This window comes from Agrococcus terreus (assembly GCF_014645235.1).
Lineage (GTDB): Bacteria > Actinomycetota > Actinomycetes > Actinomycetales > Microbacteriaceae > Agrococcus > Agrococcus terreus.
In genome coordinates, this window is the sequence record NZ_BMLM01000001.1 from 1686968 (window position 1) to 1707183 (window position 20216).

Annotated in this window: 20 protein-coding genes; 9 read left to right on the forward strand and 11 right to left on the reverse strand. The window is 75.1% G+C overall.

Going from position 1 to position 20216, the window contains the following annotated elements:
* Positions 1 to 48 precede the first annotated feature (48 nt).
* Together IEW90_RS08180 and IEW90_RS08185 are read left to right on the forward strand one after the other, a co-directional pair.
* A complete protein-coding gene (locus tag IEW90_RS08180; protein WP_188717657.1) occupies positions 49 to 528 on the forward strand; it encodes a pyridoxamine 5'-phosphate oxidase family protein in 480 nt (159 codons plus the stop codon).
* A 2-nt stretch (positions 529 to 530) separates the two neighbouring features.
* A complete protein-coding gene (locus IEW90_RS08185) occupies positions 531 to 920 on the forward strand; it encodes an SRPBCC family protein (RefSeq protein WP_188717658.1) in 390 nt (129 codons plus the stop codon).
* On the opposite strand, the gene IEW90_RS08190 is transcribed toward IEW90_RS08185, so the two are convergent.
* The 3 genes from IEW90_RS08190 to IEW90_RS08200 all read right to left on the reverse strand — a co-directional run bounded on the left by IEW90_RS08190 (position 917) and on the right by IEW90_RS08200 (position 4525).
* Positions 917 to 2581, reverse strand: a complete 1665-nt coding sequence (locus IEW90_RS08190; RefSeq protein WP_188717659.1) for an amino acid permease — start codon at positions 2579 to 2581, stop codon at positions 917 to 919. The genes IEW90_RS08185 and IEW90_RS08190 overlap by 4 nt on opposite strands.
* Before the next feature lie 139 nt (positions 2582 to 2720).
* Complete coding sequence (locus IEW90_RS08195) at positions 2721 to 3608, reverse strand: hypothetical protein (RefSeq protein ID WP_188717660.1); 888 nt, start codon at positions 3606 to 3608, stop codon at positions 2721 to 2723.
* A gap of 245 nt (positions 3609 to 3853) precedes the next feature.
* A complete protein-coding gene (locus IEW90_RS08200) occupies positions 3854 to 4525 on the reverse strand; it encodes a DsbA family protein (protein ID WP_188717661.1) in 672 nt (223 codons plus the stop codon).
* Between the two features lie 67 nt (positions 4526 to 4592).
* Here IEW90_RS08200 and IEW90_RS08205 point away from each other — a divergent pair, with 67 nt between their 5' ends.
* Positions 4593 to 4877: a DUF1905 domain-containing protein gene (locus IEW90_RS08205; protein WP_229679554.1), complete on the forward strand. Its 285-nt coding sequence runs from the start codon at positions 4593 to 4595 to the stop codon at positions 4875 to 4877.
* Positions 4878 to 4940: 63 nt separating this feature from the next.
* The gene (locus tag IEW90_RS13945; RefSeq protein WP_188717663.1) at positions 4941 to 7139 is read left to right on the forward strand and encodes a protealysin inhibitor emfourin; all 2199 of its coding nucleotides are present in this window, start codon (positions 4941 to 4943) and stop codon (positions 7137 to 7139) included.
* A 32-nt stretch (positions 7140 to 7171) separates the two neighbouring features.
* Here IEW90_RS13945 and IEW90_RS08215 read toward each other — a convergent pair whose 3' ends face one another.
* Positions 7172 to 8866 carry a thiamine pyrophosphate-binding protein gene (locus IEW90_RS08215; protein WP_229679555.1) on the reverse strand — a complete coding sequence of 565 codons (1695 nt, stop codon included), beginning with the start codon at positions 8864 to 8866 and terminating at the stop codon, positions 7172 to 7174.
* 164 nt (positions 8867 to 9030) lie between these two features.
* Positions 9031 to 10200, reverse strand: coding sequence for a DUF8462 domain-containing protein (locus IEW90_RS08220; RefSeq protein WP_188717665.1), 1170 nt, complete (start codon positions 10198 to 10200; stop codon positions 9031 to 9033).
* Positions 10201 to 10280: 80 nt separating this feature from the next.
* On the opposite strand from IEW90_RS08220, the gene IEW90_RS08225 reads away from it, so the two are divergent.
* The gene (locus tag IEW90_RS08225; protein ID WP_188717666.1) at positions 10281 to 11069 is read left to right on the forward strand and encodes a lysoplasmalogenase family protein; all 789 of its coding nucleotides are present in this window, start codon (positions 10281 to 10283) and stop codon (positions 11067 to 11069) included.
* Between the two features lie 80 nt (positions 11070 to 11149).
* A complete protein-coding gene (locus IEW90_RS08230; protein ID WP_188717667.1) occupies positions 11150 to 11974 on the forward strand; it encodes an aspartate/glutamate racemase family protein in 825 nt (274 codons plus the stop codon).
* On the opposite strand, the gene IEW90_RS08235 is transcribed toward IEW90_RS08230, so the two are convergent.
* Positions 11867 to 12763, reverse strand: a complete 897-nt coding sequence (locus IEW90_RS08235) for a LysR family transcriptional regulator (protein ID WP_188717668.1) — start codon at positions 12761 to 12763, stop codon at positions 11867 to 11869. The two genes, IEW90_RS08230 and IEW90_RS08235, sit on opposite strands and share 108 nt — an antisense overlap.
* Positions 12764 to 12807: 44 nt before the next feature.
* Between IEW90_RS08235 and IEW90_RS08240 the strand changes: the two genes are divergently transcribed.
* Positions 12808 to 13089 carry a GNAT family N-acetyltransferase gene (locus IEW90_RS08240; protein ID WP_188717669.1) on the forward strand — a complete coding sequence of 94 codons (282 nt, stop codon included), beginning with the start codon at positions 12808 to 12810 and terminating at the stop codon, positions 13087 to 13089.
* A gap of 11 nt (positions 13090 to 13100) precedes the next feature.
* On the opposite strand, the gene dhaM is transcribed toward IEW90_RS08240, so the two are convergent.
* The 3 genes from dhaM to dhaK are packed head-to-tail and all read right to left on the reverse strand — an operon-like array spanning position 13101 to position 15438.
* Positions 13101 to 13805 carry a dihydroxyacetone kinase phosphoryl donor subunit DhaM gene (gene dhaM, locus IEW90_RS08245; protein WP_188717670.1) on the reverse strand — a complete coding sequence of 235 codons (705 nt, stop codon included), beginning with the start codon at positions 13803 to 13805 and terminating at the stop codon, positions 13101 to 13103.
* Positions 13802 to 14437, reverse strand: a complete 636-nt coding sequence (gene dhaL, locus IEW90_RS08250) for a dihydroxyacetone kinase subunit DhaL (protein WP_188717671.1) — start codon at positions 14435 to 14437, stop codon at positions 13802 to 13804. Before dhaL ends, dhaM begins: the two co-directional genes overlap by 4 nt.
* The gene (gene dhaK / locus IEW90_RS08255; RefSeq protein ID WP_188717672.1) at positions 14434 to 15438 is read right to left on the reverse strand and encodes a dihydroxyacetone kinase subunit DhaK; all 1005 of its coding nucleotides are present in this window, start codon (positions 15436 to 15438) and stop codon (positions 14434 to 14436) included. The genes dhaL and dhaK overlap by 4 nt, the downstream gene beginning before the upstream one ends.
* A gap of 281 nt (positions 15439 to 15719) precedes the next feature.
* Between dhaK and IEW90_RS08260 the strand changes: the two genes are divergently transcribed.
* On the forward strand, positions 15720 to 16451 hold the full coding sequence (locus IEW90_RS08260) for an MIP/aquaporin family protein (protein WP_229679618.1): 732 nt from the start codon (positions 15720 to 15722) through the stop codon (positions 16449 to 16451).
* Between the two features lie 134 nt (positions 16452 to 16585).
* On the forward strand, positions 16586 to 18097 hold the full coding sequence (gene glpK, locus IEW90_RS08265; RefSeq protein WP_188717674.1) for a glycerol kinase GlpK: 1512 nt from the start codon (positions 16586 to 16588) through the stop codon (positions 18095 to 18097).
* Positions 18098 to 18150: 53 nt separating this feature from the next.
* Here the strand turns inward: glpK and IEW90_RS08270 are convergent, their stop codons facing one another.
* Complete coding sequence (locus IEW90_RS08270; protein WP_188717675.1) at positions 18151 to 19104, reverse strand: hypothetical protein; 954 nt, start codon at positions 19102 to 19104, stop codon at positions 18151 to 18153.
* Positions 19101 to 20153: an anthranilate phosphoribosyltransferase gene (trpD, locus tag IEW90_RS08275; RefSeq protein ID WP_188717676.1), complete on the reverse strand. Its 1053-nt coding sequence runs from the start codon at positions 20151 to 20153 to the stop codon at positions 19101 to 19103. Before trpD ends, IEW90_RS08270 begins: the two co-directional genes overlap by 4 nt.
* Positions 20154 to 20216 lie beyond the last annotated feature (63 nt).

The following is a 20216-nucleotide window of genomic DNA, read 5'->3' on the forward strand; positions in this document are numbered from 1 at the left end:
ACGGCTCCCGCCCGGCCCACCGTCAGGCTCGCCTGCCAGCGTGCCCGCATGACCGACACCGACCCGATCGACATCGTCGCCGCCATCATGCGCGACACCCGCATCGCCTCCCTCGCCTACCGCTCCGCGGAGGGCGACCTCGTGTCGACCCCGATGGGCACGCAGGACTTCGAGCACCCGGGGACCGTCTGGTTCCTCACCGAGCGCGGCACCGACAAGGTGGCCGCGATCGAGGCCGACCCGCGCGTCAACGTGCACTACGCGTCGAAGGAGGGCTGGGTGTCGCTCGCCGGCACCGCGCGCTGGAGCGACGACCGCGCGAAGCTGCGCGAGCTGTGGGACGCCTCGGCGAGCGCCTGGATGCAGGGCGGGCCCGATGACCCGCAGAACGGGCTGCTCGAGGTCACCGCGACGAGCGCCGAGTACTGGGACTCCCCGGGCGCCGTCGCGGTCGCGGTCCAGGTGGTCAAGGGCCTCGTCACGAAGGAGCAGCCCGAGCTCGGCGACAACGACGTGGTGCAGCTCTAGCGATGCCGCATCCGCTCACGGTCCGCGCCAGGGGCGCCCGCCCCGCCCGCGAGTCGTGGGAGCGCTTCGTGCGCCCCGCGATCTGGCCGCGGTGGGCGCCGCAGATCACCGCGACCCGGTGCCGCGACGAGCGCGTCCGCCGGGGCTCGCACGGCCTCGTGCGGGCCGTCGGCGGGATCGTCGCGCGCTTCCGCGTCGACGCCGTCGACGACCTCCGGATGGAGTGGGCCTGGACGGTGCGCGCCGGCCGGCTGCTCGTGCGGATGGAGCACGGGGTCGAGCGCGTCGGCGACGGCAGCGCCGCGTGGGCGCGCATCCACGCGCCGCTGCCGCTCGCTGCGCTCTACGCGCCGGTCGCGGCGCTGGCCCTCCGCCGGCTCGTCGCCCGCTAGCGGCGCCCGTCGTCGTCGGCCGCCGTGCCGTCCGCCGCAGGACCGTCAGCCGCCGCGCCGTCCGCCGCCGCGGGGACGTTTGCCGCGGTCGGCCCGGGCTCGCCCGGGATGCGCGGCCGCGGCGCGAGCACGGGCGCGAGCCCCGTGACGCCCTCGCGCGCCTGCGCCGCCGCGAGGATCCGCGGGCGCGCCGCGAACCAGCCGACGACGAGCGCCGGCACGAGCACGATCAGCGAGAGCAGCACCCAGCGCCCGGTCTCCGAGAAGCCCATCGTCACGAGCACGAACACCAGGAACGCGAGCGTGAGGTAGCTCGTGAAGGGCGCGCCCCACAGGCGGAACGAGGGCCGCTCGATCCGGCCCTGCTTCGCCCAGCGCACGAGCTGGATGTGGCAGAGCATGATCGTCGCCCAGCCGCCGATGATGCCGAGCGCCGCGACCTCGAGCACGATCTCGAACGCGTCCTCCGGCACGAGCGCGTTGAGGCCGACGCCCGCGAGCGTCAGGACGCCCGTGAGCAGGATGCCGCCGTAGGGCACGCCGTGCGACGACATCCGGCTCGTGAACGCCGGCGCCGATCCGTTGACGGCCATCGACCGCAGGATGCGCCCGGTCGAGTAGAGGCCGGCGTTGAGGCTCGAGAGCGCCGCCGTGAGCACGACGAAGTTCATGATCGCGGCGCTCGTCGCGCCCGCCTCGGGGTTGCCGATGCTCGCGAAGAACGTCACGAAGGGGCTCACGCCCGCCTCGTAGGCGGTGTACGGCAGCAGCAGCGAGAGCAGCAGCACCGAGCCGACGTAGAAGACCGCGATGCGCACGATGACGGTGTTGACCGCCCTCGGCATGACCGCCTTCGGGTCGGCCGTCTCGCCCGCGGCGGTGCCGACGAGCTCGATGGCCGCGTACGCGAAGACGACGCCCGAGATCGCGAGCACGGGTGCGATCGCGCCACCCGGGAACCAGCCGCCGTTGTCGGCGATGACGCCGAGACCCGTCGCGCCGTACTCCGTCTGCCCGCCGAGCAGCAGGAACCCCACGCCGATGACGAGGAAGAGCACGAGCGCCGCGACCTTGATGATCGCGAACCAGAACTCCATCTCGCCGAACACCCGCACGGAGACGAGGTTGAGCGAGAGCACGAGCACCAGCGCGACGAGGGCCGCGAGCCACTGCGGGGTGTCCTGCATCCATTCGACCTGGAAGAGGTCGCCGAAGGTGCGGAAGTAGAGGGCAGCGGCCGTGACGTCGACGATCGCCGTGAACGCCCAGTTGAGGAAGTACATCCAGCCGGCCGCGAACGCCATCTTCTCGCCGAAGAACTCGCGCGCGTACGAGACGAACGAGCCCGAGGAGGGGCGGTGCAGCACGAGCTCGCCGAGGGCCCGCAGGATGAGGAAGGCGAAGAGCCCGCAGACGAGGTAGACGAGGACGAGCGCCGGGCCCGACAGCGCCAGGCGGCCGCCCGCGCCGAGGAACAGGCCCGTGCCGATCGCGCCGCCGATCGCGATCATCTGGATCTGCCGCGGCCGCAGCGTCTTGTGGTAGCCGGACTCCTCGTCGGCGAAGTCCTGCACCGCCGACAGCTCGTCGCCGAGGTGCTCCCGGTCGTTCTCCAGCTCGCTCGCGAGGTGCTCCTCGCGGGGCTTGCGCACTCGTGCCATCGTCCTGCTCCGATCGTGCACGCGCCGTCGTCGACGCCGCTGCCGTCGACGCCCGTCCGGCGCCGACCCATGCACGCTAGTCCTCCCCGGGCGCCGACGGGAGCATCGATCCGGCCGGCGCCGTTCGATCAGGGCCGGATCAGGGCCCGGCGCCGAGCGCCGCGCAGCGCTCGACGGCCCACGTGAGCAGGGCGTCGCGCTGCGCGTCGGCCGACGCCAGCAGGAGGTCGGAGCGCTCGCCGTCGAGCTCGGCGACGATGCGGAGGATCGTGCCCTGCTTGTCCTCGGCGATGGCGTGCAGGTCGCAGCGGCCCGGCTCGAGCGGCACCTCGACGACGGATGGCGCTGCGCCCGCGACGACGTCGACCCCGAGCGGGAGCGCGTCGAGCCGGCGCCCGTCGCCGTCGACCGGCACGAGCAGCGGCGTCGGCTGCACCGCCTCGAGGCGTCCGAGCACGTCGCCGTCACCGCCGCCGCGCGGTGCCACCTCGAGGCGCAGGACCGCCGGCCCCGCGCCGTCCGCCGGGATGCTCGGCGCCAGCCAGCGCACGGCGCCGGCGCGCGCCGCGAACGCCCGGAGCGCGCACGCTGCGTCGTCGAGCCCCTCGAGCTGCCCCAGCGGGTCGGCGGGCACCTGCTCGACGCGCGCGCCGCCGGCGAGCTCGAGCACCGCGACCTGCGCGATCGGTCCCGCGTCGCAGGTCGGCTCGGGCAGCTGCAGCCGCAGGTTCCGTCGTGCGCCCGCCGGGACCGTCGCGGGCTCGTCGTGCACCATGGGCGCGCTCCAGCGGCTCGAGCGGTACTCGGCGCGCTCGACCTCGAGCGGGAGCTCGCCCTCGTTCGTCACGCGCAGCTGGACGTGGCCGTCGGCGACGTCGCCGCGCAGCTGCAGCACCTCGAGCAGGACCGTCGGCGCAGCGGGAGGCGACGACGGCTCGGGTGCAGGCGTCGCGCAGCCGCAGAGCAGCGCCGTCGCCGCCGCCGCGGCGGCCGCAGCGACGGCCCCGCCGACACCGGTCCGAGCCACGCGACCATCGTCGCATCCGGGCGTCGTGCGCCCTACCCATCCGAAGCGGGCACCGCCATGGGGAGTTCTCCCCATCGACGTCACCATGCCTGCAGGATTACCGTGAACGTGCTGGACGAGCGGCGATGCGTACACGTCGCTCGGGACTTCGCCCCCGGCGCCCGGACCTCCCCTCCGCGGTGCCGGGGGCGTCCTCTGTCTAGGGCGGGATCCGCGCGGTGCCGAGGCGCCCGCGACGGCTCCGGCTAGCCCGCGAGCGAGGCCTGCACGGCGGCCTCGAGGTCCTCGAGGCGCTCGAGCTGCACCTGCTCGCCGTCGAGGAAGAACGTGGGCGTCGACTGCACGCCGAGCGCGACGCCGGCGTTCGCGTCGAGCGCGATGCGCTCGAGGGTCGCGTCGTCCGCGACCGCGGCGTCGTACGCGGCGAGGTCGAGCCCGAGCTCCTCGGCGTAGCCGCGGAACGTGGCGTCGGCGTCGGGCGCACCCGACCAGTCCTGCTGGCGCTCGAACAGGAGGTCGTGCATCGGCGCGAAGGCGTCCTGCTGCGCCGCCGCCTCGGCGGCGAGCGCTGCGGGCACCGCGTTCGGGTGGCTCGGCAGCGGGAAGTAGCGCACCGCGATCGTCAGCTGGTCGCCGTAGCGCTCCTCGAGGTCGTCGACGATCGGGTGGAACGCGCCGCACGCGGGGCACTCGAAGTCGAGGAACTCGACGAGCACCGGCGCGTCCGGACCGGCGTCGTTGAGGAGGTGCGTCGACTCGTCGACGAGCGCGGGCGGCGGGCCTGAGGGCTCCGCGCTCGCGGCGGGCAGCGCGGGCGCGGCCGACTCCCACGGGCGGACGACGAGCAGGGCGACGCCGATGATGAGGACCATGGCCCCGACGACGGCGAACACGGACGCGAGCGCGGAGCGGGGCATGCAGCCAGGCTATCGGCGCCGCGCAGGCCCGCGGCCGCCGGCACGGGCCGGCGGTAGGGTGCCGCTCGTGGAGCTCGAGTTCGCCGCCATCGCCGTCGAGTGGCGCGGCCCCGCGCCGTTCGTGTTCGTGCCGCTGCCGCCCGACGAGGCGGAGGTCGTCGCGGAGTCCGCGCGCGAGCTGACGTACGGCTGGGGCGTCATCCCCGTGCGCGCCCGCATCGGCGCCACCGACTTCACCACCTCGCTGTTCCCGCGCGACGGCGGCTACCTGCTGCCCGTCAAGGTCGCGGTGCAGCGGGCGGAGGGCGTCGGCGTGGGCGACGAGGTGCACGTCGTGCTGCGGCTCGGCTGACGCCCGGCGGGCCGTCGGCGGTCGCGGGTAGCATCGGCTCCCCCGAGCGGACGGAGGCCGAGCATGGGCATCGCCGGACTGATGGGCGGCGTCGCCGCAGCCACCACGAGGCGCGCCGAGCGCGCGCTGCATCGGATGGCGAGGCCCGCCGCGATCGCGCTCGCGCCGCTGCTGCTGCGGCAGGCGAAGGCGCTGCAGGCCGGCCTCCTGTGGCTGCCGGAGCCGAAGGGAGCGCGACGCGGCACGATCGATCCCGTCGGCGTCGCGGCGCACGCGGCGCCGCTGCGGCTCCTCGCGATCGGCGACTCGACCGCGACCGGGGTCGGCGTCGACCGGCTCGAGGACGGCCTCGTGCTGCAGACCGCCGCGCGCCTCGCCGACGCGCACCGGCGTCCGGTCGCGTGGCGCATCGAGGGGCTCGAGGGGTCGACCTCCGCCCAGGTGCTCGAGCGGCACCTGCCCGCGGTCGACGGCGAGTTCGACGCGATCCTGCTGCTCGTCGGCGCCAACGACGCCCTCCAGCTCGTGCCGCGCGCCCGCTTCGAGCGCACGGTGCGCGCGCTCGTGGCGGGCCTGCGGCCGCACCTCGCACCCGGCGGCGCGATCGGGGTCGCCGGCGCGCCGCAGATCGACACCTTCGAGTGGCTGCCGCAGCCGCTCCGCTCGCTCATGGGCGGCCATGCCCGCAGCCTCGACGACGCCCTGCAGCGCATCGCCGGCTCCGAGCCCGGCGTCCTCCACCTCCCCACGCCGGCGATCGTCGACCCCGAGCACCACGCGGCCGACGGCTTCCATCCCTCGGCGGCAGGTTGCTCGCTGTGGTCGTCGGTCGTCGCACCGCGCATGGCGCAGGCGCTCCGGCACGAGGCCGCCGCGGTGCGCCACGGCATCGTGCCGCCCTTCCTGCTCGAGCGCCTCGCCGCCGCCGCGAGCCCCGCCGCGCTCGTCGCCGAGCGCACGCTCGGGCTCGATCGCGGCGTGCGCGCCGAGCGCGTCCGCGGCGCGGCCGGGCGCGCACCCGCGGGCCTGCGCGCTCCCGAGGGCCTGCGCGCCCAGGCCGCGCCGGAGCGCGTGCCGCGCGAGGCGCCCGTTCCCGAGCGCGTCATCAGCGATGCGCGGGGCACGACGACGCTGCCCGGCGAGGTCGTGCGGCGCGAGGGCGACGGCCCCACGGGCGACGCCGCCGCCGACGAGGCGCACGACGGCCTCGGCGCGTCGTGGCGCATGCTCTTCGAGGCCTTCGGGCGCGACTCCCTCGACGGCGCGGGTCAGCCGCTGCTCGCGACCGTGCACTACGGCGAGCGCTACGACAACGCCTTCTGGGACGGCGAGCGGATGGTGTTCGGCGACGGCGACGGCGAGGTGTTCGCCGGCTTCACGCGCGCGATCGACGTGATCGGCCACGAGCTCGGCCACGGCGTCATCTCGTCGACGGCGAACCTCGTCTATCGCGACCAGCCGGGCGCCCTCAACGAGTCGATCGCCGATGTGCTCGGCGCCCTCGTGAAGCAGCACGCGCTCGGCCAGGAGGCCGACGAGGCCGACTGGCTCATCGGCGCCGGCGTCTTCACCGACGCGGTGCAGGGCCGGGCGCTCCGCTCGATGGCCGAGCCCGGCACGGCCTACGACGACCCGGTGCTCGGCCGCGACCCGCAGCCGGGCCACATGCGCGACCTCGTCGTGACGACCGACGACCTCGGCGGCGTGCACATCAACTCAGGCATCCCGAACCGCGCCTTCCACCTCGTCGCGACGGCGATCGGCGGGCGCGCGTGGGAGGCGCCGGGCCGCATCTGGATGGATGCGCTCACGGGCGGGCTCTCCCCCACCGCCGACTTCGCCGCGTTCGCCGAGGCCACGAACGCCGCGGCGGCCGCCAGGTTCGGCGACGCGTCGGACGAGGCGGCGGCGGTGCGCGCCGCCTGGGCTGCGGTGGGGGTGACGCAGGGCGGCGCGACCGATGCCGCGCGGGACGTCGAGGCCGAGGCCGTGCGCGTCGCCCGCACGGGCGGGATGCTCGGTCGCACGCGGGCCGCGGTGCTCGCACCGGCCGCGATCCCCGGCGACGACCGGGAGCACCTCGAGCGGCTCGTCGACTCGGGCGAGCTCGCGGGGCTCGACGCCGAGGCGCCGCCGCCCGACGCGCCGCTCTGGCGCGTCACCATCGAGACGCGCTGCGACGTGACCGTCGCCGAGCCGCTGCTGCCGGAGGAGGTGCTGGCGCTGTTCCGCCGGCTGCTCGAGCTCGGCGACGAGGCCTGAGCTCCGAGCGCCGCGCGCCGCCGCCGGCGGCGTCAGCGGGCGGCGGCCCGCATCGCGGCCTCCCGGATCTCGACGATGTACGGTGCGACGACCTCCCGCGAGATGCGGCAGTCGGCGACGAAGACGCCCTCGGCGCCGGTCGCGAGCCACGCCTCGAGCGGCGCGAGGTCGTCGATCGTCTCGATGACGGCGCCCTCCGCGCCGAGCGCGCGGCCGAGCGCGGCGAAGTCGGCCTGCTCGATGAGCATCGGCGCCTCTGCGACGCCGCGGACCGCGTACTGGTGCACCTCGGCGCCGTAGGCGGCGTCGTTGCAGACCACGACCACGCCGCGCCGGACGGTGCGGATGACGGTGTCGAGGTCGGCGAGGCCCATGAGCGCCCCGCCGTCGCCGGTCACGAGCACCGTGGTCGCCTCGGGCCGCGCCACGGCCGCGCCGACGGCGCTCGGCAGGCCGAGCCCGATGGTCTGGAAGGCGGTGCCGACCATGATGAGGCGCGAGGGGTCGGCGACCGAGAGGTAGGTGGGCGCCCAGCCGATGAAGTGCCCGCCGTCCTGCACGACCACGCGGTCGCGCGGCAGGATGCGCTCGAGCACCCGGAACAGGCGGCGCGGGTCGATGCGTCCGTCGACCGCGGCGTCGTCGCCGTCCGGGCGCTCGTCGTGGATGCCCGTGACGTCGGCGAGCCCCGCCTCGGCCCAGCCTGCGCCCGGTCGCTCGTCCCCCGCTCGGACTCCCGCGTCCTCGAGCGCCGCGAGCAGCGCCTCGGCGACCGCGCGCGCGTCGCCGCGAACGAGCTCGTCGACGCGCGGGTGGGTCGCCGCCTCGGCGACGTCGACCTGCACGACGCGCGCCCGGGTCGAGAAGGCGTCGCCGAAGCGCGTCTGGAACGCGTTGAGCCCCGCGCCGACCACGACCACGAGGTCGGCCTCCTCGATGGCGTGCGCCGCCCGCTCGGAGGCGAAGCCGCCGCAGATGCCGAGGTGCGCGGCCGCGTCGTCGAAGATGCCGCTGCCGAGCGCGCTCGAGGCGGTGCGGGCGCCCGTGCGTGCCGCGACGGCGCGGAGCGGCTCGGCAGCACCGGCGAGGTGCGCGCCCCGACCGGCGAGCAGCAGCGGCCGCTCCGCTCGGGCGAGGTCGTCGGCGAGGCGGGCGATCGCCTCGGCGTCGGGCGCGGGCACGGCGGCGCCGACGGCGCGGCGGCCCGTCATCGGCTCGGGCGGCGCCACGGCGTGCGCCACGTCGTACGGGATGGCGAGCACGACGGGCCCGCGCTCGACCCGCGCGCGCTCGGCGGCGCGGTGCGCGGACGCGGCGGGCGCCGCGGGATCGACGACCACCGTCGGCGCGCCGACGGCCAGGGCGACGGCCTCCTGGTCGATGTCGAACGGCCGGGCGCCGGTCGTCGGCCGATCGCCGACGACGACGACGAGCGGCACGCGCGCCATCGCGGCCTCCGCGAGCGGCGTCACCGCGTTCGCGAAGCCGGCGCCGTACGTGACGGAGGCGAGCGCCATGCGGCCGCTCGCCCGATGGTGGGCGTCGGCGGCGGCGATCGCGCCGGCCTCGTGGCGCACTGCCGTGAGCCCGATGGACCCGCGGCGCACGACGGCGTCGAGGAACCAGGCGTTGCCGTTGCCCATGAGGGCGAAGCAGTGGTCGGCGTGCTGCTCGAGCTCGGCGGCGACGGCGGCGGAGACGGTCGGCGGCGGAGCAGGATCGTGCACAGCAGGATCGGGCACTGAAGGATCGGGCACAGGGCTCTCCTCGGTCGAGGGGCCCGGCACGACGACGCGGGACCCCTGGGATGCGGGTCCGTGTGTGTCGCGCGCTGCGGTGCGCGTCGGCCCCATTTCTCGAGGCCCGGCGCCCTGCGCCTGACGAGGCGATGCTAGCGGACGTCCTCGCCGCCCTGGAACGTGCGCCGGGCGGCGGTCGGGAGGCCCAGCTGGGCGTCGTGGGGATGCGCGCGCAAGTGCTCGCGCATGCGCGGGATCGCGAAGTCGACGGCGCCGCGCTCGGGCACGACGACGACGCCCGCGTCGAGCAGGCGCGCCCGGTGCCGGCCGGCGAGGCCGGTCGTCGCGCCCATGCGCCGGGCGACGTCGGCGGTGGCCGCGGGCACGTCGTCCTCGGCCATCGCGGCGAGGTAGTCGCGGTCGCGCGCCGAGAGCCCGCGGAGCGCCGGCACGATGACGCTCTCCCCCATCGCCTCGTGCGCGATCGCGACGGCGCGCCGCACGGCCGCGACGTCGATCGCGGTGCGCTCGGGGCGGTGCTCCCAGGCGCGAGCGCCGATCGACTGCACGAGGTAGGGGTAGCCCTCGCTCGCGCGAGCGGCGAGCTCGAGCGCGTCGTCGTCGATCGTGCGCCCGCGCGCCCGCACGGGCTCGGCGATGGCCGCGCGCGCCTCGGCGAGCGTGAGGGTGTCGAGCCGCACCTGCTGCGCGCGCCGCACGAAGGTGAGGCCGTCGGCCTCGAGCGCCGCCGCGACCGCCGCGGGCACGCCGGCGGCGACGAACGCGATCCGCCGGTCCTCGCGCATGAGGTGCTGGACGGCGACGGCGATGCGGCGCAGCTCGTCGAGCGAGTCGCGCGCGACCTCGTCGAGCGAGACGAGCACGCCGGCGCCGTCGCCCTCGGCGAGCTCGACGAGCCTCGCGAGCATGCTCTCGAGGCGGGGCTCGCGCGGGTAGCGCTGCACGACCTGCGTCGTGCCGCCCCCGAGCTGCGGGAGCGTGAGGCCCGTGAGCTCTCGCGTCACGGCCTCGGGGTCGCGCTCCTGGAGCAGCGCCGGCAGCCGGTCGTGCTCGAGCGCGTCGACGAGCCCGTCGTGGAGCGTGCCGTGCACCACCGTCCAGCCGCGGGCGCGCGCCTCATCCTCGACGGCGTTGAGGAGCACCGTCTTGCCGACGCCGCGCATGCCCGTCACGAGCGCGGCGCGGAACGGCGACCACGCGCCGAGGCCGAGCACCTCGCGCCACTCGTCGAGCAGCGCGTCCCTGCCCGCCAGCAGCGGCGGCGAGATGCCGAATCCGGGTCGGAAGGGGTTGTCGTGCACGGCCCCACTGTGCCAGCGGTCGCCCACGCGCGCCCGCGGCCGCGCGGCGTCCCGCGGGGATCGGTGCCAGGATGGGGGCCATGCAGCCGACCGGAGCACCGACGGGAGCGCCCTCCACGCTCGCCGAAGGCCCCGCACCGGCGGTCGCGCGGGGCGTGCCGAGGCCGCTCCGGATCGCGCTCGTCGTCGTCGCCGCGGCCCTCGGGGCCAACCTGCTGTGCGCGACCCTGATCGCCCTCGGCGCCGGCGACACCGCCTGGCTCGAGGTCGCGCGCCGGCTCCTCATGTGGGCCATCGTGCCGCCGATCGCCATCGCGCTCGTCGCCATGGGCGCGATGCGGCACACCGTGGGGCGGTGGCACGTCGTGGCGGCGCTGCTGTGCACGCTCGGCGACGGCCTGGGGGCGGCGACCGGCCAGACCCTCGTCCTGCTCGGCGCGTTCATCGTCGGCCACCTCGGCTACGCGATCGCGCTGTGGCCGACGCGGCGGCGATCGCTCGCGTGGGGCCCGGGCGTCATCGCCTACGGCATCGTCGGGCTCGTCGCGGCCGGCATCCTCGCCGCGGGCGCCGGCCCGCTCGCGATCCCGGTCGTGCTGTACGCGCTCGTGCTCGCGGGCGTCGCGGCGCTCGCCGCGATCGACACCGCGGGCTTCCTCGGCGGCCTGCTGTTCCTCGCGAGCGACCTCGTGCTCGGGCTCGGCCTCTTCGTCATCGACATCCCGGATCCGCTGCGGTCGATCGTCGTGCTCGTCGCGTACGCGTCGGCGCAGGCGCTGCTCGCGCTGAGCCTGCAGCAGCGGCTCGGGCTCGGTCGGGAGGCGCCGACGGCGCCGGCGGCGGCCGCTGCCCGCACCACCTCTCGGTGACAGCTCGATAATCTCAGCCTATGTGGCGGCCTGGCAACACAGGCTGGACTGATGCCCCGAGCGACGGTTCCATGGAGGACATGGAGCAGCAGCGCAGCGCCGACGGCACGGTCGTCGGCATCCTCGGCGGCATGAGCTGGCACTCGACCGCGCACTACTACCGCGCCGTGAACGAGCGCGTCGCGGCCGTGCGGGGCGGCCACGCCTCCGCCCGCATCCTCCTCTCGAGCCTCGACTTCGCCGCGGTGCGCCAGCTGCAGCTGCGCGAGGACTGGGTGGGCGCCGGCGCGATGCTCGCCCGGGAGGCGCGCGCGCTCGAGCGCGCGGGCGCCGGCTGCGTCGCGATCGCGACGAACCTCATGCACAAGGTCGCGCCCGACGTCGAGCGGAGCGTGGGCATCCCGCTCGTGCACATCGCCGACGCCGTCGCCGCCGAGGCGCGCGGGCTCGGCGCCCGCACGCTCGGCATCGTCGGCACCCGCTGGGTGATGGCGGAGCCGTTCTACGCCGACCGCCTCGCGATGCACGGGATCGGGGCGCGCGTGCCCGAGGCGGCCGCGCAGGCCGAGCTCGACCGCATCGTGTTCGACGAGCTCACCCAGGGCGCGTTCGTGCCCGCCTCCCGCGCGGCGTACCGCGAGGCGTTCGCCGCGCTCGCCGCCGCGGGCGCCGAGGCGATCGTGCTCGCGTGCACCGAGATCATGCTGCTCGTCGACGCGGACGACAGCCCCGTGCCGCTCATCGACTCGTGCGCGGCGCACGCCGGCGCGCTCGCGCGCATCGCGCTCGGCGAGCGGTCAGCCGATGCGCTCGTCCCAGACGCGGCGCAGGGCCTCGAGCACGGTGCTGATGGCGGGCACGCGCTCGGCGCCGTGCCGGTGCCGCAGGGACACCGCGCGGCCTGAGCCGTCGGCGAGCGGCGCCACGACGACGTCCTCGCGCGCGTGCACGCGCAGCGCCATGGTCGGCAGCAGCGCCACCGACCCCGTCGCCGCGACGAACGACTGCACGGCCACGAAGTCGTCGGTCTCGAACTGGATGCTGGGCGCGAAGCCCGCGTCGGCCGCGAGCGACTCGAGGTGGCGGCGGCAGCGCTCGCAGCCGGCCACCCAGTCCTCGCCGGCGAGCGCCTCGAGCGCGATCGGCGCACCGGAGGCGAGCTCGTGCTGCAGCGGCAGCACGATGCTCGACGGGTCGCTGCCGAGCGGGATGCGCGCGAGCTGCACGTCGTCGTGCAGCTCGTCGTACTCGAACGCCACCGCGATGTCGGCGTCGCCCGAGAGCACCGCCTCGATCGCCTCCGGCGGCTCGAGCTCGATGACCCGGGCGGTGAGCCCCGGCACCGCGGCGCGCGCCGCGGCGATCGAGCGCGGCACGAAGTCGGCGAGCGCGGAGGGGAACGCCGCGATCGTCACGCGCCCCGCGCCCTCCTGCAGCGACGCGAGCTCCGCCTCGGCCGAGCCGATGAGGCCCGCGATGCCGTCGGCGTGGCGCAGCAGCCGCTCGCCCGCCTCGGTGAGCGTCACGCCGGTCGAGGAGCGCAGCAGCAGCGCCTGGCCCACCTCGTCCTCGAGCAGCCGGATGTGCTGGCTGACGGCCGGCTGCGTCCAGCCGAGCGCGCGGGCACCGCCCGACACCGACCCCTCGCGGGCGACGGTGCGGAAGATGAGGATGCGACGCGGGTCGAGCTGCATGCCTCCAGCATGCCGCACCCAGCAGCGCGGGGTACCGTGCGGCCATGAGCGAGCAGATCGAGATCGTCGACGCGCCCGAGGCGCGCCGCTTCGAGGCGCGGGTCGACGGGGCGCTGGCCGGCTTCGCCGACTACCGCGACGGCGACGGCGTGCGCGCCTTCCCGCACACGGAGGTCGATCCGTCGTTCGGCGGGCGCGGCATCGGCTCGCGGCTCGTCGACGAGGCGCTCCGCGCCACCATCGCGGCCGGGATGCGCATCCGCCCCCAGTGCTCGTTCGTCCGCGCCCGCGTCGAGGCGGACGAGTTCGCCGCCCACGTGGTCTAGGCGCTCAGGGGCTAGGCGCCCTCGCCGAACCCCTCGGCGGCGAGCGCCTCGATCGCGGCGATCGCCTCGGTCGCCTGCGGTCCGGTCGAGACGAACGACGCCGTCGCGCCCTGGTGCAGCCCGAGCCCGAGCACGCGCAGCATGCTCGTCGCGTCGACGCCGTTGACGGTCGTGCGCGCGTCGAAGGAGGCCGCCGTGCGGACGAGCTCGGCGGTAGGCCGCGCGTGCAGCCCGTGCGGGTTCGCGAGCTCGACGTCGAGCCGCGCCTCCCCCGCCTCGCCGGCGTCCCGCGTCCCCGACGGCCCGACCGGCGCTCCGGCCGCGGGCGCCTCCGCCGCTGCACCGCCGCGCGCCGTCCCCGCCGCCGCGACGACCTCGTCGAGCGTCGCGCCGTGCGCCGCGGCGACGGCGGCCGCGACGGCGCCCTCGGCGATCGGCGCGTCGGCGATGCGGATGCGCTCGGGCGCGTCGGCGACCTCGATCGCCGTCTCGGCCGTCATGACGGCCGAGCCGAGGTCGCAGAGCACGACGACGCCGTCGCCGCCGTCCGCCTCCGCGAGCCCGGCGACCACGAGGTCGAAGCTCGTGCCGATCCCGCCGTCGTCGGTGCCGCCCGCCGCGACGAGCGCGACGCCCGGCGCCATCTGCGCGGCGAGCTCCACGACGCCCTCCGCGAGCAGCCGAGAGTGCGACACGACGAGCAGGCCGACGGTCATGCGACCGCCGCGGCCGCGCGCAGCATGAGCGCCGTCGACTCGCTGCCCGGGTCGCGGTGCCCCTGCGCCCGCTCCCCCAGGTACGACGCGCGGCCCTTGTGCGCGATGAGCGGCTCGGTCGCCGCGGCGCCCGCCTCGGCCGCGCTCGCGGCGGCGTCGAGCACGGCCTCCACGTCGTCGCCCGCCGCGGCCGCCGCGTCGACCGCGGGCGTCCAGGCGTCGACCATCGTCTTGTCGCCCAGCTCGGCCTTGCCCCGAGCGACGATGCCGTCGCGCGCCGCCGTGAGCACCTCGACGAGCGCGGCGGCGTCGAGCGACTCGCGCTCGCCCGCCGCGACCGAGGCCTTGAGGAACGCCGTGCCGTACAGGGGGCCGGACGCGCCGCCGACCGTCGAGATGAGCGTCGTCGCGACGAGCTTCAGCACCGCGCCGGGCGTCGCGCCCTCCTCGAGCGACTCGAGCTTGCCGAGCACCGCCTGGAACCCGCGGTCGAGGTTCTCGCCGTGGTCGCCGTCGCCGATCGCGCGGTCGAGCGCCGTGAGCTCCGCCTTGCGGTCGGCGACGCCCTCCGCGATCGCCTCGGCCCAGCGGCGCGCCCACGCGCCGTCGAGCCCGCCGCCGAGTCCGCTCATCGGCCCCACCGCAGCGCGGCGGTCTCGACCGGCGCGTCGTACAGGCCCAGCAGCTCGTCGTCGACCTGCAGCAGCGTCAGCGAGACGCCCTGCATCTCGAGGCTCGTCACGTACGACCCCACGAGCGATCGCGCGAGCTCGATGCCTCGCTCCTGCAGCACCTCGGCGGCGCGGCGGAAGACGATGTAGAGCTCCGACAGCGGCGTGCCGCCCATGCCGTTCACGAGCAGGATGACGCGGTCGCCCTGCTGGAACGGGAGGTCCTCGAGGATGGGCTCGATGAGGCGGTCGACCATGCGGTCGGCGGGCTCGAGGGCGATGCGCTCGCGGCCCGGCTCGCCGTGGATGCCGATGCCGATCTCGACCTCGTCCTCGCCGAGCTCGAAGCTGGGCTCGCCCGCGTGCGGCACCGTGCACGGCGAGAGCGCCATGCCCATCGAGCGGACCCGGCTGTTCACGGTCCGAGCGACCTCGGCGACCTGGTCGAGGGAGTCCCCGCGCTGCGCCGCCGCGCCCGCGATCTTCTCGACGAGCAGGGTCCCCGCGACACCGCGGCGGCCCGCGGTGTAGAGGGAGTCCTTGACGGCGACGTCGTCGTCGGTGATGACGGTCTGCACCTCGATGCCCTCGGCGAGCGCGAGGTCGGCGGCGGTCTCGAAGTTGAGCACGTCGCCCGTGTAGTTCTTCACGATGTGCAGGACGCCCGCGCCGGCATCGACCTGCTTCGTCGCCTCCAGGATCGGGTCGGGCGTGGGCGAGGTGAACATCGCGCCCGGCACGGCCGCGTCGAGCATGCCGTAGCCGACGTAGCCGGCGTGGAGCGGCTCGTGGCCGGAGCCGCCGCCCGAGACGATGCCGACCTTGCCCTGCACGGGCGCGTCCTTGCGCACCACGACGAAGGGCGGGTCGACGACGACGCGCACGAGGTCGGGATGGGCGGCCGCGAAGCCGGCGACGCCTTCGTCGACGGTCTTGGCGGGGTCGTTGATGAGCTTCTTCACGGTGCGCCTCTCGATCGGGCCGTCCGGATCGGGCGATCCGGGTGCGGCGTGCCGGGGTCTCGGTGGTCCGATGCCCACACGCTACGCCCGCGCTCCTGTGCACGACCACGGATCGTCGGGCGATCCTGAGCGTTTCTCCCCCGCTCTTGGACGATCGTCGTTATCGTGTGCTCAGCCGCCCGAGCGGGCGGTACGGGCGACGGAGCCCGTGGACCAGAAGGCAGGCACCCGTGGATCAGGACCTCGGACTCGTTTTCCTCTCGGAGCTCGTCGGCACGGCCATGCTCGTGCTCCTCGGCTGCGGCGTCGTCGCGAACGTCGTGCTGAAGGGCAACAAGGGCTTCGGCGGCGGCTTCCTCATGATCAACTTCGGATGGGGCCTCGCGGTGTTCGCGGGCGTCATCGTGTCCGCCTACTCGGGCGCGCACCTCAACCCCGCGGTCACCTTCGGCCTCCTCTCGCGCGACCTCGCGACGGGCGCCGAGGTCAACTGGGCGGCGATCCCGCTGTACCTCCTCGGCCAGTTCATCGGCGCCTTCCTCGGCGCCGTGCTCTGCTGGCTGGCCTACAAGCAGCACTTCGACATCGAGGAGGACCCGGGCGCGAAGCTCGGCACGTTCTCGACCGGCCCCGGCATCCGCTCGGCGGGCTGGAACCTCGTCACCGAGATCATCGGCACCTTCGTGCTCGTCTTCGTGGTCATCGGCTTCGCCGCGCAGAACGGCGACACCCAGGCCGCGGTCCCCGCGGGTCTCGCCTCGCTCGGCGCCCTGCCCGTCGCGCTGCTCGTCGTCGGCATCGGCGCCTCGCTCGGCGGCCCGACCGGCTACGCCATCAACCCCGCCCGCGACCTCGGCCCCCGCATCGCGCACGCGGTGCTGCCCATCCGGGGCAAGGGCTCGAGCGACTGGGGCTACGCGTGGGTCCCGGTCGCGGGCCCGATCATCGGCGGCGTGCTCGCGGGCCTGCTCGGCCCGGTGCTCATCGCCGGCGTCTCGGGCTTCGCGGCCTGACCGACGAGGAGGGGGTCCGGATGGGCCCCCTCCTCGCTCGTCCGGGTCCGGTGCGCACGCGGCGCACAGGCTCGGGCGGCACACTCTCCCCCACCCCTCCCCAGACCGCAGCACACCGACACGAAGGAGTTCCGGTGACCGACTACGTCATCGCCATCGACCAGGGCACGACCTCCACGAGGGCCATCCTGTTCGACCACTCGGGCAGCATCGTCTCGACCGGCCAGCTCGAGCACGAGCAGATCTTCCCCCAGGCCGGATGGGTCGAGCACGACCCCAAGGAGATCTGGAACAACACGCGCGAGGTCATCGGCCAGGCGCTCTCGAAGGCGAACGTCACGCGCCACAACGTCAAGGCCATCGGCATCACGAACCAGCGCGAGACCGCGGTGGTCTGGAACAAGAGGACCGGCGAGCCCGTCTACAACGCGATCGTGTGGCAGGACACGCGCACGCAGAAGATCGTCGACCGCCTCGCGGACGGCGACGTCGAGCGCTACAAGGCCAAGGTCGGCCTGCCGCTCGCCACGTACTTCTCGGGCACGAAGATCGTCTGGATCCTCGAGAACGTCGAGGGGGCGCGCGAGGCCGCCGAGGCCGGCGACCTGCTCTTCGGCACGACCGACTGCTGGGTGCTCTGGAACCTCACGGGCGGCGTCAACGGCGGCGTGCACGCGACCGACGTCACGAACGCGTCGCGCACGCTCTTCATGGACCTCGAGTCGCTCGAGTGGGACGACGCGATCCTCGCCGACTTCGGGGTGCCGCGCTCGATGCTCCCCGAGATCAAGTCGTCGTCGGGCGAGTTCGGCGTCGCGTCGAGCGAGTCGCTGCTGCGAGAGACGCCCATCTGCGGCATCCTCGGCGACCAGCAGGCGGCCACGTTCGGCCAGGCGGCGTTCGACACCGGCGAGGCGAAGAACACGTACGGCACGGGCAACTTCCTCATCTTCAACACGGGCGAGGAGATCGTCCACTCGAAGAACGGCCTGCTCACGACCGTCGGCTACAAGATCGGCGACGAGCCGACCCACTACGCGCTCGAGGGATCGATCGCCGTGACGGGCTCGCTCATCCAGTGGCTGCGCGACAACCTCGGGCTCATCAACGATGCGCCCTCGGTCGAGCAGCTCGCCACGACGGTCGACGACAACGGCGGCGCGTACTTCGTACCGGCGTTCTCGGGGCTGTTCGCGCCGTACTGGCGCCCGGACGCGCGCGGCGCGCTCGTCGGCCTCACGCGCTATGTGAACAAGGGCCACATCGCCCGCGCCGCGCTCGAGGCGACCGCGTTCCAGACGGCGGAGGTCGTCGACGCGGTGAACGCCGACTCGGGCGTCGACCTCACGGAGCTCAAGGTCGACGGCGGCATGATCGCCAACGACCTGCTCATGCAGTTCCAGGCCGACATCCTCCAGGTGCCCGTCGTGCGCCCCGTCGTCGCCGAGACGACGGCGCTCGGCGCCGCCTACGCGGCCGGCCTCGCGGTCGGCTTCTGGGGCTCGCTCGACGAGCTGCGCCAGCAGTGGCAGGAGGACCGCCGCTGGGAGCCGCAGATGGAGCAGGAGAAGCGCGACCGGACCTACCGCAACTGGAAGAAGGCCGTCCAGAAGACGCTCGACTGGGTGGACGACGACGTCGACTGATCGGCGGCACGACAGGAGGGGGCGGCGCGAGCCGCCCCCTCCTCGCGTGCGGGCTACAGCGTGGCGCGGAACTCGCCGTTCTGCACCCAGATCAGCAGCGCCGTGAGGCCGAGCACGACGAGCGTGAGCCGCGCGGTCGAGATCGCGAGCACGATCGAGGCCCACCAGTCGTCGTCGTCCGAGATGCGGCCGCGCGCGACCGGCTGCTTCGCCGAGACGGCGAGCGCGATCGCGATGACGTCGAGGCCGACGAGCATCATGACCACCGCGTAGCGCAGGCGCTGCCGCTCCCCCGTGCGCGAGGCGTGGCCGGAGCTGTGCGGCTCGGCGACGTTCGCGATCGGCAGCAGGGCGCGCATCCAGCCGTCGAGCCACCAGGCGAGCAGCACCAGCACGACAGCGAGGAGCATGAGCGCCCACCGCACGACTGCCTCGTCGGTCGCGCTCGCCTGCTCGGCCCACACGTCGGGCGCGAGCCGCTCGCGGAGCGCCGGGAGGAAGCGCGAGAAGAACGCGGCGCCGGCCATCGCGTAGCCGACCACGACGATGAGGATCGTGAGCGGGTGCCGCATCCGCACGAGCAGCCACGCGACGACGAGGGCGCCGAAGCTCGCGAACTCGAGCGCGTCGAGCGCCCCGTAGGTGGTCGGGCCGAAGAGCGGCGTGGCGACGAGGATGACCATCGCGGTCGTCCCGACCGCGTGCAGCACGACGCAGTATGCGGCGGCGGCGCGGTAGCTGCGGGACGCCGGCGCGACGAAGGCCGCGAGCAGCAGCAGCGCGACGCCGATCGCGCGGAGCGTGATGCCGGGGCCGAGCGACGGCGGCCGGTGCAGCAGCAGGGGCAGCAGGTAGGAGCAGGCGGTGCCGCCGATCGCGAGCGCGGCGAGCAGCAGCGAGCGCGCGGTGCGGTCGGCCCAGCGCAGCGGCCACGAGTGCCAGACCTCGTCGCCGGACCAGGTGGTCTGCCGGTCGACGCGAGGGTGGTGCCCGGTCGAGAGGCTCATCCCGCCGCTGCGCGCCAGGCGTCGAGCGTGCGCATCGCCGCCCCGGAGTCGACGGCCTCCGCCGCCGTCTCGAGGCCCTCCGCGAGGCGCTCGACGAGCGAGCGGTCCTGCTGGCGGGGGTCGGCGTCGAGGCGCCAGGCGACGAGCGCCGCGGCGGCGTTCAGCAGCACGATGTCGCGCACCGCGCCGGCCTCGCCCTGCAGGGTGCGGCGCAGCACCTCGGCGTTGTGCTCGGCCGAGCCGCCGCGGAGGTCCTCGAGGCGAGCCCGCGGGATGCCGAGCTCGCGCGGGTCGATGTCGTGCTCGACGACGTCGCCGCGCACGACCTCCCACAGCTCCGAGTGGCCGGTCGTGGTGAGCTCGTCGAGGCCGTCCTCGCCGCGCACCACGACCGCGGTGCCGCCGCGCGTGGCGACGACGCCCACGAACTGCTCGACGACCGGCTTGTGCGCGACGCCCATGAGCGACACCTCGGGGCGCGCCGGGTTCACGAGCGGGCCGAGGTGGTTGAACACGGTGGGCACGCCGAGCTGCTGGCGCACGGGACCGGCGTGGCGGAAGCCGGGGTGGAAGCGGGTCGCCCAGGCGAACGAGATGCCCGCCTCGGCGAGGATGCGGCGCACCGTCGCGGGGTCGTCGTCCTCCGGCACCACGCCGAGCACCGAGAGCACGTCCGACGCGCCCGACGAGGACGAGACGGCGCGGTTGCCGTGCTTGAGCACCGGCACGCCCGTCGCCGCCACGACGATGCTCGCCGTCGTCGAGACGTTCACCGTGTGCTGGCGGTCGCCGCCCGTGCCGACGATGTCGAGCACCTGCGTGTCGCCCGGCAGCGGCACCGCCGCCTCGAGCACCGCGTCGCGGAAGCCGATGAGCTCCTCGACCGCGGTGCCCTTGGCGCGCAGCGCCATGAGGAAGCCGCCGATCTGCGCCTCCGTGGCGCGCCCGGCGACGATCTCGGCCATCGCCCAGTCGGCCTGTCGGATCGCGAGATCCCGCCCTTCCAGCAGCGTCTCGAGCACGACTGGCCAGGTCAGGAGGCGATCCATGGCTCCAGCCTATCTTTCGCCGCCACGCTGGCCCGTCGGGTCCTCCCGAGCCCTCCCATCGGG